The sequence below is a fragment of the Clostridioides sp. ZZV14-6009 genome, from assembly GCF_020658095.1.
In the GTDB taxonomy this organism is placed as follows: domain Bacteria; phylum Bacillota; class Clostridia; order Peptostreptococcales; family Peptostreptococcaceae; genus Clostridioides.
In genome coordinates, this window is record NZ_JAGWDG010000022.1 from 1 (window position 1) to 15,437 (window position 15,437).

The window sequence follows — 15,437 nt, forward strand, 5'->3', positions numbered from 1 at the left end:
TAGATTTATACATAAAAACTAACACCTCCTACACATAATCTATCATTCGTAGTGTTAGGTTGCAAGTATTATTCTGACTTTTATTTATATTAAGACCTTGCCTTTCATCCCCACATCTAAAGAAGGGGGCTTTTCGGCAATTTTATTGTAATTTCTAAATCCTTCTTCTACATGTTCCTTGCTATTAGAATCTTCTTTAACATTATTTAAATTTAAAATTTTACTTTTTCAAATCTTTAATCTACTCAGTTATATTATTATCACCCATTGAAAGTATTATTAATCTTAGTAGAATATTAAACAATAAAAAACTGGGATAAAGTATTTAATACTTTACATCCCAGCTAAATTATTTTTACATTTAAATATTTGATTCTAGTAAGCTTTTGCCATTACTACCATATGGTCTGCTTCTTTTCCACAATATATACACTTGTGACCTAAGTTTTCTTGTTCAAAAGGTAGGCATCTTATAGTCGCCCCTGTCTCTTCCTTAATCTTAGCCTCACATTCAGCATCTCCACACCACATAGTTTTTATGAATCCTGGTTTTTCTTCCAAGGCCTTTCTAAATTCATCCATATTTTCAACTACAGATGTATTATCTTCTCTATGTTTTCTTGCTTTTTCAAACATATCATTGTGTATAACATCAAATAAATTATATACAGCATCAGCTAATCCTTCTAGAGGCATAGAACTCTTTTCTAGAGTATCTCTTCTAAATATCATAGCTTGATTATTTTCTATATCTTTTGGTCCAATTTCAATTCTTACTGGTACACCTTTCATTTCCCACTCATTAAATTTCCATCCAGTTGTATAGTTATCTCTATCATCAACTTCTACAGTTACTCCTTTAGCTTTTAAATCTGCATATATTTTATCAACAGTTTCCATTACATTGCCTTTTTTAGCAGCTATAGGAACTATAACAACTTGTATTGGGGCTACTCTTGGTGGTAATACTAAACCTCTATTATCACTATGAGTCATTATAAGCCCACCTATAAGTCTTGTAGATGCTCCCCAAGATGTATGATATGGATTAGCTAAGTTACCTTCTCTATCTGCAAAAGTAATATCAAACGCTTTTGTAAAGTGTTGTCCTAAGAAGTGACTTGTACCTGATTGTAATGCTTTCCCATCATGCATCATAGCTTCTATAGTATATGTTCTTTCACCACCTGCAAATTTTTCACTTTCACTTTTTTGACCAGATACAACTGGCATTGCAAGCAATTCTTCACATAAAGCTTTATATATTTCTAATTGTTGTATTGTTTCTTGTTGTGCTTCTTCTGCTGTTTCATGTAATGTATGACCTTCTTGCCATAAGAATTCAGATGTTCTTAAGAAAGGTCTAGTTGATTTTTCCCATCTAACAACTGAACACCATTGATTATAAAGATATGGTAACTCTCTATATGATTTTAGCCATTTAGCATACATTGTACATATTATAGTTTCTGAAGTAGGTCTTACACATAATCTTTCTTCTAGTTTTTTATTTCCTCCATGTGTTACCCATGCAACTTCTGGAGCAAACCCCTCAACATGCTCTGCTTCTTTGTTTAATAAACTTTCTGGTATCAATAATGGAAAATAACAGTTTTTATGTCCAGTTTCTTTGAATTTTTTATCCATAAATTCTTGCATTTTTTCCCATAAAGCATATCCGTATGGTTTTATGACCATAAATCCTTTTACTGGTGCATAATCAACTAAATCAGTCTTAGTTATAACATCTGTATACCACTGTGGAAAATCATCTTCCATCTTTGTTATTTCTTCAACAAATTGTTTTTCATTTTTTGCCATCTTAATTACCTCCTCATTTATTATGTTTTTATACAAAAACACCCTTTTATCTTTTTTATATAGATAAAAGGGCATTTATAAAGTACAACTCTGATTATCTATACAGTAGCTTTCTTTAAATTATTATCCTAACTTAACATTGTTTTTGATAAATTCTGCTTTTACTTTTTCACTTATTTCTTCTATTTTAATTAACTCTTTATCTTCTTCGTATCTAAGTTTAAATTCTACTTTACCTTCATCAATATTTTTACCTACTGTAATTCTCATAGGTATTCCTATTAATTCTGAATCGTTGAATTTAACACCAATTCTTTCATCTCTATCGTCTAATAAGACTTCAACACCCATATCTTGTAAATCATTATATATCTTTTCAGCTAATGACATTTGTTCCTCATTTTTCATATTTGCTGGAACTATCACAACATGATATGGAGCTACTGATAAAGGCCAAATTATACCTTTTTCATCATTATGTTGCTCAATTATAGCTGCTGCTGTTCTTTCTACACCTATACCATAGCATCCCATTATTATAGGTTTTGATTTACCATCTCTATCAATAAAGTTTGCATTCATAGATTCTGAGTATTTAGTTCCTAACTTAAATATGTGTCCTACTTCAACACCTCTAGCTATTTCAAGAGGTTTGCCACATACTATACACTTGTCACCTTCTTGAACATTTCTAAAGTCTCCAACTATACCTTTAAAATCTCTTCCATAGTTAGCATTTCTTATGTGATACTCAGTTTTATTAGCTCCAACAACTATATTTCTTTGCTCAACAATTTCTTTATCTATAAAGACATAATCAGCATTTACTCCTATTGGTCCAGCAAATCCAACCTCTGCATTAGTTACTTTTCTTACAACATCGTCTGTAGCAAGTGCAAATTCTATAACAGAACCTATTGCATTAGATACTTTGACTTCATTAACTTCTCTATCTCCTCTTACAACAACTACAACTGTTTTCCCATCTGCTTCATATACTAAAGTCTTAGCAAATTTATCTGGAGAAGCATTTAAAAACTCTTCTAATTCTTTTATTGTAGATGCTCCTGGTGTATGAACTTCTTCTAATTCCTTCATTTCTTCTTTTTCTGATACTGCATTACAAGACTCTGCTCTTTCTACATTGGCTGCATAGTCACATCCACTACAGAATACAACTTCATCTTCTCCAACTTCTGATTTAACCATAAACTCAGCTGATGTAGAACCTCCTATAGCTCCTGAGTCTGCCTGTACTGGGCTATTGTCTAATCCACATCTATCAAATATACTTACATATGCATCAAACATATCTTGATATGATTTATCTAACCCTGCTTCATCTACATCAAAACTGTATGCATCCTTCATTGTAAAAGTCTTAGTTCTCATAACACCAAATCTTGGTCTTCTCTCATCTCTATACTTTACTTGTATTTGATACAAGTTCAGTGGTAATTGTTTATATGAAGTAATCTCCTGTCTTATTATGTCAGTAAAAGCTTCTTCATGCGTTGGCCCAAGGCAGTACTCTCTTTCTGTTCTATCTTTTAACCTAAACATTTCTGCACCCATAGCAGTCCATCTTCCAGATTCTTTCCACAATTCTGATGGAAGTAAAGCCGCACATAATATTTCTTGACAATCTTTTTTATTTAATTCTTCTCTAATTATTTGCTCAATTTTTTTGAATACCCTTAACCCCATTGGCAATTGATTATAAACTCCTGAAGTCATTTTTTTTATCATTCCTGACCTCACCATTAATTGATGGCTTGTGATTTCAGCATCTGCTGGAATCTCCTTCAATGTTGGCATAAACATTTTAGACATTTTCATTAATAAATTCCTCCTGAATATTGTTTTCCTGAAAATATAAAAAACCCCTCGTCTCTATACAAGTATAGAGACGAAAGGTTTGATTTCCGCGGTACCACTCTAGTTAGCTATATAAATAGCTCTCTTTAGGGAATGTAACGGTTCCTACCGTAAAGATTTTTATACCTTTAAGCTAAAAGACAGGTTCAAAGACTTCCTCTTGAAAACTCTCACCTCTGTTTTCTCTCTGTGAAGATTTCATCATTTTACTATTTCTTTATCATAGCTAATTTTATATTTATATTAATTTTACTTAAATTCACATATTATAGATATTCTATATAGGCCTATTATTTGATATCCATTAAACTTATTACTAATAATATATTAATTATTCTGACTTGTCAATAATAATAAACAAATACTTTGTGAAGCTATTCCTTGTTTTGCTCCTGTAAAACCAAGACCTTCTTCTGTAGTTGCTTTTATATTTATGTTTTCAATATCTGTACTTAAAGCTTTTGCTATGTTTTTTCTCATACTCTCAATGTGAGGAGCCATTTTAGGACTTTGAGCAATTATAGTACTATCTATATTACCAATTTTATATCCTTTACTTGTTATTAGATTATATACATGTTCTAATAATTTCATACTATCTATTCCCTTATATTTTTCATCTGTATCTGGGAAATGCTTCCCTATATCGCCTAAAGCTAATGCCCCTAAAATAGAATCCATTATTGCATGTATCAATACATCAGCATCAGAATGACCTAGTAAACCTTTATCATGTGGTATCTCTACTCCACCAATTATAAGTTTTCTTTCTTCTGTCAATTTGTGTACATCATATCCCAATCCTATTCTCATACAATTCTCCTTCTACTATTCACTTCATCTCTTTTTTCCATATTTAATATTTGTTCTGCTATATTTAAATCTTCTGGACTAGTTATTTTTATATTTTCATAAGAACCCATTACCATCGTAACACTTTGCCCTATATTTTCTACTAACATTGAGTCATCTGTTCCATAATAGTTAGTTTTATACGCTTGTTCATAAGCATTTATTATAAGATTATATTCAAAAGTTTGAGGGGTCTGTGCTGCCCACAATAGACTTCTTTCTGGAGTTTCTTGTACTGTACCATCAGATACTATTTTTATAGTATCACTTACTGGTACACCTACAACCACGGCCTTTTTTTCTTTAGCCATTTTTATAGATTCATTTATTATTCTATGGTCTACAAAAGGTCTCGCTCCATCATGAATAAGTACTATATCACAATTTTTATCTAATTTTTTTAATCCATTATATATTGAGTCTTGTCTTTCTTTTCCACCATATGCTATTTTTATATTTTTAAAGTTATATTTATTTATTATATTTTCCTTAAAAAAATCTTCCTCTTCTTTTTTTATACATACCACAATTTCATCTATATTTATATTTTCGTAAAAAACTTGAATTGTATGCGCTATGATTTCTTTTTCTCTTAATTTTATGAACTGCTTATTTACGTCTAAGTTCATTCTCCTTCCGCTTCCTGCCGCAACAATTATAACACTATACATGGTATCACCTCGTATTTTATTTTTACCTATCATTTATTAAAACTTTTAATGTTTTTATATTTTAACCATCTGATTAATTATATATTAAATTTTCAGTTGTATAAATAGGTAATATCCATTTTCTAGCCTAAAATATGTGTGTCTGTTGCAAATTATATTGATTTTTCAATAGCTTCATCTTTTTATTTTACAACTTTGTAACAGTTTGTATATCTATAAAAAATATTTAAACCTCTAGATTGATATAAAACAAGTTTATCAATCTAGAGGTTTTGTATTAAAATATTAAATCAATTAAATCCATGTAATCTGGATAATTTTCTAAAATATTGTTTTTTATTTCTTGTTTGTTAAAACCTACTTCTATCAATTTATCCATATTGACTATACCATCTTTACAAGAAATAAAACATTTTGATATTTTCCATTTATTAACATGTACATTGATTTTCCTTTTATTATCAATTGGTAAAACTATTTGAAACTTAGGCGTTTTATTATATATCCATTCTGTTTTTTTATATTTATCTTCTACCAGATTGTATACACTTTTGATATCATCATCGTCTAATTCAATTTCTTTTATATTTTTTATATTATTTTTCATATAATTAACACAATAATCTAAAAAATAATTTATATCTTTTTTAAGTAGAAAATTAATATTTGTAACTTTGCTTGAAACAGACTTAGTTGCCTTTGATTCTGTTGATTTATCTGAATTTAAATACTTAGTTAATTTATTTAAATCTGAATCATAAAGAAGAGTTCCATGATAAAGAGAATTTTGCCTTTTTATAGATTGTGCAGAACCAGAAATTTTTTTACCATTCAAGAATAAATCTTTTCTTTCTGTTATAGATACATCTAATCCAAATGATAAAAGCATACTTTGCATAAATTTAGTATGTTCTAAAAAATCTATTTCATGAAGATTCCTATTTTTTTGTATAAATGATATATTGATGTTTCCTAAGTCATGATACACAGTACCTCCACCAGATATTCTTCTTAAAATGGGAATTTCGCCATTTTCAATAACATCATGATGTATCTCCTGATATGGATTTTGATTTTTTCCTATAAAAATAGATTCTTCATTTCTCCATATGATTATGATATCATCATTATATTTCTCATTTAAAAATAGATACTCTTCTAGAGCTAAATTAAAGTAAGGATTGGTGTTTTTGTTTAATAAGTAATACATAAAAATATAGACTCCTTTTATATTTTATCTTCCTATTTATTTTAAATTTAAATAAGTTTACATAGTATTTAACTTTAAATTATTCTTTCTAAATCATTAAACTTATTATAACATAATACAACACCTTACTATTACTGAACATCTGTGTTTTTATATTACTCTGAGAGTTTTATTAGGTTTACTTGTCCTGACCATACACATTAAGAAATACATTTCTAGCTCTTTGAATTTCTTCATCTGGCAATAATACTGGTGTACCAATTGACTTTGCCAAATAATATACTTTTGCTGCGTCTTCTAACATTACTGCTGCTGTAAATGCATGGTTTACAGATGGTCCAACTGCAATTACTCCATGATTTGCTAAAAGACAAGCTCTCTTATCACCTATTGCATCAATAACACATTTTCCCATCTGATTAGATGTTGGTGGTGAAAATTTTGCAACTGGAACTGAACCTCCTACTTCATTTGCAAGAGTTGTACTTGCACACTCTATAGACTCATTTAAAATTGCAAAGCAACTTGAATATGTAGAGTGTGTATGTATTATACTATTTATATCATTTCTATGTTTATATATATATAAGTGGTCTGGTGAATCCACTGATGCTTTCCATTTACCATCTACAGTATTTCCATCTATATCTATTACAACAATATCACTTGGTGTAAGATTTCTATAATCCATTCCACTTGGTGTGATTGCTATATATCCAGTTTCTTCATCTCTTCCACTGACATTTCCTCCTGTCAATGTAACTAAATTATAGTTTAGAAGGTCTAAAGACGCTTGTAATACCTCTTTTCTCAAATTTTCTAATAACATTAGCTAAATCCTCCCATTTATTAGAAACATAGTTTTATATGTTCCTGTTATATATCTTACACAATAAGATATTACGCTTGACATTTTAATTGAAAATTCTAAAAACTCTTTATAAAATTTAAACTTATATACTTATACTAAACACAAGTCGATTTTAATTTGAAATTTTCATTTTTTATAGTTCATTACTCTTTAAGCTTTTATTTCTAAATTTTAATGATTCTGGGTGCAAACATTCTTCTAATTCAATAAAATAATTATATAATTCTATATTGCCATTAAACATGTTTGTTTTTATCCAATATCTCCCCTTAAGAAAACTACCATCATTAATTTTTAGATACATTTTTTTGCCATGAAATTCTCTTATTCTTATTTTTTTTATATCTTTAATTTCATACTTATGTGTAATATTAAATGAACTAAAACATATGTATTTATTGTCCATAGTAATCATTTTAGGATTACTTGAAGATACAAACGTATTAAATACTCCATAAGTACAAATAACTATCATCAGGCTATATATATTAATACTAGGATTTATATAATTATTAAATAGTGCATAAATCAATATTAAAATCATAAAAATTCCTGGTATTGTTACACTAACTGTATATCTTTTAGAATCATATATATATTTTTTCATAATTTACACACTCCTTAATAAAATTACATTTAAGCTTCATCTTGTGTAGATAATGCTTTATTTTCCTTTATTATTCTACTTCTATTATAGATAGCCATCCCTAAAGCTATAACAGCCAAAATTATTCCTCCAATTACTTTGTAATTCATAATTTTTACAAATACCCAGCTTAATGGATTTGCACCATCACAAATACTTGAAATCATAGTTGCTCCTTCAGGCATTTTAAAGCTTGCATTTAAAGCCATTTGGGTAAATAGAGGTGCTAAATTAGTTGCAATTAGTAGTCCAGAAGTAATAATAACTATTCCTATTATTAGAGTTCTAAATACATTCCCTTTTGTAATTGGGACGATTAAAACAAGTGCAAATGGTATTACAGCTAAATCTGCAAAAGGTAAAACTTTATTACCTGGTAAGATAGCTGCTATAACTATAGTTAGAGGTACTAGTACTAATGCAACTGATAATGTAACAGGATGTCCTATTCCTACTGCTGAATCTAAACCGATGTATATTTTACCTCTATTTTTAAATCTCTTTTCAATAAATTCTTGTGCTGCCTCTGAAACTGGCAACAAACCTTCCATTAACAAAGCTGCCATCTTTGGAATTAGTATTAAAACAGCTCCCATAGTTATTCCTAACTGCAATATACCTTTTATGCCATACTTCGCTGCAATACCAATTATTATCCCTATTAAAGACCCCATTATTAAAGGTTCTCCAAATAGACCAAATTTTTTCTGTAATGTGTCAGCATTTATTTCAATTTTATTTATCCCTGGAATCAAATCTAGTACTTTATTTACAACTATAGCAATTGGAACAAATGCTTGTGTAAATCCATGAGGAAGAGATATACCTGGCATTCCTAAGTATTCTTCTATACCTGGAGCTGTTAAATCTGCCATTACTAAAACAATTACCATATTGGCTACTGCTGCAAATACACCCCACATAACACTTTGTGTAGCCCCTGCCACCAAAGCTCCTGTAAATGCAAAATGCCAGTAATCCCATATATCTACATCAACAGTTTGAGTTGTATTAGTAATTAACATAACTATATTTACTACAAGACCTATTGGAATAATTAAAGCACCCACTGTTGATGCAAAAGCTATAGCTGATGCTGCTGGCCATCCAACATCTATTATTGATAAGCTTAGCCCTAAATTTTTGACCATTTGTTGTGTAGCTGGACCTAAGTTATCTGTTAACAAAGCTATAATAGTATTAAGACCTATAAATCCAACCCCTACTGTTAAACCAGCTCTTAAAGATTTCCCAAGCTTTGTACCTAATATCAAGCCAAAAATACATATTATTATTGGCATCATTACTTGTGCACCCAAACCAACAATGAAATTTAATATCGCCATCTAAACTTCCTCCTCTATTTAATTTTCAGTCTCTAAAACCGAAAAATTTTAGAGACTATTTCATTTAAAAATTCAAATTATAACTCTAATTTTTCAAGCACTTCTTTGATTAATTTATCCATTCCTACTCCAGTTAAAAAAGGTAGCCCATTTATTACAGGTGTTTTTATACTACTAGATATTTGTGTAGTACAGATTATTAAATCATAATCTGGTGCTTTTGAAGCCACTTCTACTACTTTACATTGCGTAATACTAACCCTATCTAATTTACCAGCTTCTTCTAATGCCTTCTTTAATTTGTTTATAGCAATTGTTGAAGTACATACTCCTGTTCCACATGCAACTAATATTTTTTTAGCCACATTATTCACCCCCATTAAAATTATTTTATTTTTAAAGATATCTGTAATTAGAAATCTTTGATAACTTTTTATATTTTTAATACTATTTGTGTATGTTTAATTATTCAGTTTAGAATTTAATAAATCACTTACACTTTCTTCACTTAAATCAATAATATTATTTAAAATATTTTCATCTTGAAATATTGTCATAAGTCTTTCTAATAGTTGTAATTGCTCTTGTGGCTCTTTAACTGCCAACATAAATATAACCTTTACATCAATTTCAGTATCATCTGTACCCATCATTATGAATTTTACAGGTTCATTTAATATACCAATAGCTATCCCTGGTTCATTTACATGGACTATATCTGTATGTGGTATTGCTACTCCATAAATTCCTGTTGGCAGTCCTGTTGCATATTTTTTCTCTCTTGCTATGACTGCTTCTATATAACTTTTTTTTACATATTGTTCCTCAAATAAACGTTGTCCCAAAAACTTCAAAGCATCTTCATTACTTGATACTTCAATATCTTTAAAAATTAAATTGCTACTAATTATTTGCATTGACTCCATCTAATATCATCTCCCTAATAAAATCTCTATCTTTAATGTTTTTTATTTTTTTAAATTCATCTGTTTCTATAAATGTAAGTAGAGTATTCAATGGATTAAAACATTTCTGGTCTACAGCTAGTAGAAGTATTATTTTTACTTTGTTTTTACTCCATACAATAGGATTTTTTAAGATTGCTATGCTTATTGCTGGTCTGATTACATCAATTCCATCTGTATGAGGTATTGCTATTCCATCTGACAACTCAGTTGGAAATAAGTTATCTCTTTCCACTACTTTTTTATAGAAATTTTTTGTTACATAGCCTTTTTCTCTAAGTTTTTTGCTCATATATTTGAGAACTTCTTCTTTTGATTTTATTTCTAAATCTACAAATATATCTTCTTCTTGAATTAAATCAGATAATTCATATTTTTTATTTATTTTGGCAATTTGATTTGTATCAATTAAGTTATTTATTTGATTTAATTTTGTTTTATCATTAATGTCTACTAGGCTAAAAAATGGGATGTTTGGTATCTGAGGGTCAATTGTTCCAACTATTGCGATTACATTTTTCTCATTACTTATTTGTTTTATCTCTAAATCAAGACTTGGATATTCAATCATACCAATAGTCTCTATATCAACCTTTTCATTTATCCCTTTAATACTTTCCTCTAAACTTTGCTTTATCTTACAAGCTCCTCCCAATCCAGTAATACATAATGTTACAATTATAGGCTTTCTATTGTCTACTTTTGAATTGTTCTCTTTACTAACTTTATCTTTTACTAATGGCTCTATATTTTTAACTTCATCAACTATCTCATCTATTGTTAAATCTGGTAGAACTGCTCTTCGTATGACTTCTATACAGAGTAATGTATCAAATCTAGATATTGTTCTTATATCAATCCCTGTTTTTCCAGAGATAATATCTCCAAAGTATGAAAGTGAACCCATATCAACTAATATAATTACTCCTCTTCCTTCATCAATATCTTTTATTACAGTAGTAGCTTCTTCAATCATTTCTTCCGGCTTTTTCTCAAATGGCATATCCAAATACCTTGCGTGATTAATACCTAATAACTTATTGGTAACCTCACACACAGATGATGCAACTCTTCCATGAGCCATGAGAAGTACACCTATCTTTTTTTGTTCAGAAATTTCTCCTCTACTACTCATTTTAAAATATATTGCTATTATACCTATTTCTTCTTTTGGCAAATTTATATTGTATCTTTCCTTTAAATGTTGTGCTACCTTTTCTGCTACAGAATACTCTAATGGATAATTTCCTATTATCTCTTTCAAATGCGCATTTGATATTACCTTTCCTTCTTTTAATCTTTCAAAAGCTGCTTTTAAATGAACAGCTAAACATAAATGTAGATTTGGTTCTAATGAATTAAGATACTGTGATGCTATTTTGATTACTTCATAAGTTAACTCTACAATGTATTTTCCAACAATTGGACTTATATCAGGTAAATTCTCAGTGATAGAAACTTTTTTAACTTGTTTTATGTACTTCTGAATACAGCTTTCTAATTCTCCTCCGACAATCCTATTGATAACATCAAAATCTAAACCTTGTTCTAATAAATCAATGTGTCTTCTTTCAGTAAGTTTGTAGATTTCATCTGGGAAAGTATATATATCTTCATTTTTCTTTTCTATCTCAATTTGAAAGTCTGAATCTATAATTAAATCTCCATCTACATAATTTTCTATCTTTCCTCTACAATTTCTTATCCTTATAAGACCTTGTTTCACATACCCAGGTACATCTGATATATTTATAGTTACTTCTTTTTGTTTATTTGTAAGTTGATTTAATAGTCCTCTAGCACAAGCTACTTGAATATCACTTCTAAGCTGACCTACATTTCCTATACAATCATAAAGCATAAGGGCTTTTAAGACATCTGATTTTATGTGTATGTTTGCTCCCATTCTTTGGGCTTCTATCAAGAAAAAATTGTTTATAATGTCAAATCTTTCGTTTAATGGTCTTGCAACTAATTCTGGTATTTCAATTGTCACAGGTATACGTCTTTTAAAGGTATTAAGTAAATGAGAATCTATTGGTTCAGAAGTTGCAGAAATAATCATTACATTTATTTTATTTGTAAGCTTTGTTTCTCCTAATTTTCTAACCATTCCCTTATCAATCAATTGAAAGAGTATTTCTTGACCCTCATAGGGCAATCTATGTATTTCATCTATAAACAAGATTCCCCCATCTGCTTTTGTTACCAGACCTTCTTTAGTTTCATCAGCTCCTGTAAAAGCACCCTTAACATGACCAAATAATTGAGATAACAAAAGTTGTGGATTTTCTGAGTAGTCAGCTGCATTAAAGACTATAAATGGTGCATTTTTAGGAAATCTAGATGATTCTACTGCAAAGTTATACATGCACTCTGCTAACTCACTTTTTCCAACACCAGTTGGACCCATAATAATAGTATGCAATCCATGAGGTGGATAAAGTATAGCTGCCTTAGCTAATTTGATGATTGTACTTAAACTTCCACTACTTCCTATTAATTTATCAAAGGCTACATCTATTTTTTCTTCTTTATCATTTAGTTCCTCTTTTTTATCATCATGCTCTTTATCATGTTTTAAATCACCAGAATCTTGGATTTCTTTTAAATACTGTATAACTGTAAATCTCGATACAGTAAATCCAATACTATTTAATCTTCTTGTTATATCATTTTTATTTATATTTTTTTCTTCTTTTACAATATCTTTTATAGCTTTAATCAAAACAACTTTTCTTCTTTGTCTAGAATCTTCTATTTTTAATTCATTTCTTAAAAAGGTAACATCTTCTCTTCGAATATTTAACATACTTGAAATTGCTTCATCTGTTAAAGGATTTTTTTTATCTTCATTTTCAATTAAGTTTTTTATTCTTTGCCTCATTTGTAATTGTCCCTCCTTACTATTTATATAAGCAACTTACATGCCACATAGTGTTTTTTTTGTGCCATTTTTTACTTCATAAACTTATAACGTTTAAATCAAGCTATTCTTTTATTTAAATATTAAGAAAATTTTTTTTATTTTTTACAAATAATACTATCTTAAAAAACAAAAAAGTCTTTTCTCCTAAATCTTTCTGTAATAAATATAAAATGACACTATTATTCTATATTACTATCTTTTTTGTACAACAAAAACTACAAATAACTCTATGTTATATTTTTCCAAAAAAATACCCCTTTTTGTATAAATACATACATTTATACAAAAAGGGTATGGCTAATTGAGTGTTTCAAGATTTTATATATTATATAAACTTAGGTTAATAGCTTATTTTTTTGGTAAATGTAAACACTCACCATTTACATCTGCTAAAGCTTCCATTAGAGCTTCTGAAGTGCATGGATGACCAAAAATCAAATCACTAGCTTCATCGGCAGGTATTTCTAATGCCTTAAATGATGCTGCATGATTTATAAGTTCTGCTACACCACATCCAAACATATGCACACCTAAAATTTCTCCATATTTAGCATCTGATATTACTTTTACATATCCTTGCTCTTGCCCAGAAGCTAAAGCTCTTCCATTTCCAGCAAAGTTAAATTTACCGATTTTTATATTATATTTTTGTTTAGCATCTTCTTCTGTAAGTCCAACTGATGCAACCTCTGGAACTGTATAAACACAACTAGGTAATGCACTTAAATCTACTTCTTCATCCATACCTAAAGCATTTGAAGCTGCTACCTCTCCCATTTTAAAAGCTGCATGAGCTAGCATTATACCTCCAGTAACATCACCTACTGCATATATACTTGGTATACTTGTTTCCATTTTGCTATTTACAGCTATTGAACCTCTATCTATTTTAACATCTAAGTCTTCTATACCAGATAGATTAGCTTGTCTTCCTATAGCATATAGACCTAAATCTGCCTTTATTGGTTCTTCTCCTTCAATACATACTACTATTTTATTTCCTTCTTCCTTAAATTCAGAAACTTTCTTTTCAGTTAATATAGTTATTCCCTTTTTCTTAAGTGAATCTCTTAAAGACTGACTCAATTCTTTGTCCATTCTTGGAATTATTCTGTCTTCCATTTCTATTATAGTTACTTTAGAGCCTCTTGAGTTGAATATCTCTGCAAATTCACAACCTATTACTCCACCACCAATTATTACTAACTCTTCTGGTACTATGTCTAAATCTAAAGCTTCCGTACTAGTTATTATTAATTTTGATTCTATCCCTTTTATTGGTAAGATTCTCACCTTAGAACCAGTGGCAATTATTGTATTTTCTGTATCTAAAACTTTTCCATCTGATAATATTACTTTATGTGCTTCTTTGACAGTAGCTTTAAGATTAAAAACATCTACTCCTCTGCTTTTTAACAATCCACCAACACCAGCTGTAAGCTTTTTAACCACTCTATTTTTATATTTTATAGCCTTTTTTATATCTTGTTCCTTATCAACAGATACTTTCACACCTCTCTTTGATAATTGTTCAATTTCTTCTAATATTTCTACTGTTTTTACATAAGTTTTTGTAGGAATACAACCTCTATTTAGGCAAGTTCCTCCTAATGTGTCCTCTTCTACTAATGCAACTTTTCCTCCTAATATAGCTGCTTTTAGTGCTGATAAATACCCTCCAGGACCTCCACCTACTACTACCACATCATAATCATGATTACCCTCTTTTTTGATTGTCTTTTCTTCTTCTATTTCTATTTTTTCTGTTTCAACAATTAAATCCTCTTTTGATATATTTCCAGATAAATATTTAGCCTTTATTTCTTCTTGCTTTTCTCCCTTTTCTGCTATTATACCTATTACTGTAAATACTGGTAATACTTCTCCTTCTTCTTTGTGTATAATTGCAGCAAGTATACCTTCTCCTTCTGATTCTATTTCCATGTTGACTTTATCTGTTGTTATCTCTAGTATAGGTTCTCCAATTTTTACTTCTTCGCCTTCTTGTTTTAGCCAAGATACTATAGTACCTTCTTCCATAGCTACTCCAGCTTTTGGCATTATGACTTCTACTGACATAGGCTATCCTCCTATTTATTTTTTATATATTTTAGTTAATCCTCTTATATTCATACAGATATTTTTTACAAATAATATTGCACATAATAATTTTAAATCTATTAAAATTACACACATCCTTTTATGTATTTTATTCAATTTATTTACATAAAGAGTAAGATATCAAAAC

At 29.2% G+C, this 15,437-nt stretch carries 12 protein-coding genes and 1 other annotated feature; all 12 genes read right to left on the reverse strand.

The annotated features are described in order from the left end of the window. Positions 1 to 375: 375 nt before the first annotated feature. Positions 376 to 1,821, reverse strand: a complete 1,446-nt coding sequence (gene proS / locus KGF36_RS17990) for a proline--tRNA ligase (protein WP_227830171.1) — start codon at positions 1,819 to 1,821, stop codon at positions 376 to 378. A 123-nt stretch (positions 1,822 to 1,944) separates the two neighbouring features. Further along, positions 1,945 to 3,660, reverse strand: a complete 1,716-nt coding sequence (locus KGF36_RS17995; protein ID WP_227830172.1) for a proline--tRNA ligase — start codon at positions 3,658 to 3,660, stop codon at positions 1,945 to 1,947. Positions 3,661 to 3,723: 63 nt separating this feature from the next. After that, positions 3,724 to 3,932: a binding site (T-box leader), on the reverse strand. Between the two features lie 94 nt (positions 3,933 to 4,026). After that, a complete protein-coding gene (gene ispF / locus KGF36_RS18000) occupies positions 4,027 to 4,512 on the reverse strand; it encodes a 2-C-methyl-D-erythritol 2,4-cyclodiphosphate synthase (protein ID WP_227830173.1) in 486 nt (161 codons plus the stop codon). Continuing rightward, positions 4,509 to 5,222: a 2-C-methyl-D-erythritol 4-phosphate cytidylyltransferase gene (ispD, locus tag KGF36_RS18005; RefSeq protein ID WP_227830174.1), complete on the reverse strand. Its 714-nt coding sequence runs from the start codon at positions 5,220 to 5,222 to the stop codon at positions 4,509 to 4,511. The genes ispF and ispD overlap by 4 nt, the downstream gene beginning before the upstream one ends. A gap of 277 nt (positions 5,223 to 5,499) precedes the next feature. After that, entirely contained in the window at positions 5,500 to 6,432 is a 933-nt protein-coding gene (locus KGF36_RS18010) for a biotin/lipoate A/B protein ligase family protein (protein WP_227830175.1), read from the reverse strand. A gap of 178 nt (positions 6,433 to 6,610) precedes the next feature. Then, positions 6,611 to 7,261, reverse strand: a complete 651-nt coding sequence (locus KGF36_RS18015) for a class II aldolase/adducin family protein (RefSeq protein ID WP_227830176.1) — start codon at positions 7,259 to 7,261, stop codon at positions 6,611 to 6,613. Positions 7,262 to 7,436: 175 nt separating this feature from the next. Next, positions 7,437 to 7,910 carry a hypothetical protein gene (locus KGF36_RS18020; RefSeq protein WP_227830177.1) on the reverse strand — a complete coding sequence of 158 codons (474 nt, stop codon included), beginning with the start codon at positions 7,908 to 7,910 and terminating at the stop codon, positions 7,437 to 7,439. A gap of 29 nt (positions 7,911 to 7,939) precedes the next feature. Beyond that, positions 7,940 to 9,295 (reverse strand): PTS transporter subunit IIC, encoded by a 1,356-nt coding sequence (locus KGF36_RS18025; RefSeq protein ID WP_227830178.1) that lies wholly within the window; start codon positions 9,293 to 9,295, stop codon positions 7,940 to 7,942. 77 nt (positions 9,296 to 9,372) lie between these two features. Beyond that, positions 9,373 to 9,675 (reverse strand): PTS sugar transporter subunit IIB, encoded by a 303-nt coding sequence (locus KGF36_RS18030; protein WP_227437087.1) that lies wholly within the window; start codon positions 9,673 to 9,675, stop codon positions 9,373 to 9,375. 81 nt (positions 9,676 to 9,756) lie between these two features. Continuing rightward, entirely contained in the window at positions 9,757 to 10,221 is a 465-nt protein-coding gene (locus KGF36_RS18035) for a PTS sugar transporter subunit IIA (protein ID WP_227830179.1), read from the reverse strand. After that, positions 10,199 to 13,147 (reverse strand): sigma 54-interacting transcriptional regulator, encoded by a 2,949-nt coding sequence (locus KGF36_RS18040; RefSeq protein ID WP_227830180.1) that lies wholly within the window; start codon positions 13,145 to 13,147, stop codon positions 10,199 to 10,201. The genes KGF36_RS18035 and KGF36_RS18040 overlap by 23 nt, the downstream gene beginning before the upstream one ends. 390 nt (positions 13,148 to 13,537) lie before the next feature. Beyond that, positions 13,538 to 15,268, reverse strand: coding sequence for a dihydrolipoyl dehydrogenase (gene lpdA / locus KGF36_RS18045; RefSeq protein ID WP_227830181.1), 1,731 nt, complete (start codon positions 15,266 to 15,268; stop codon positions 13,538 to 13,540). Positions 15,269 to 15,437 lie beyond the last annotated feature (169 nt).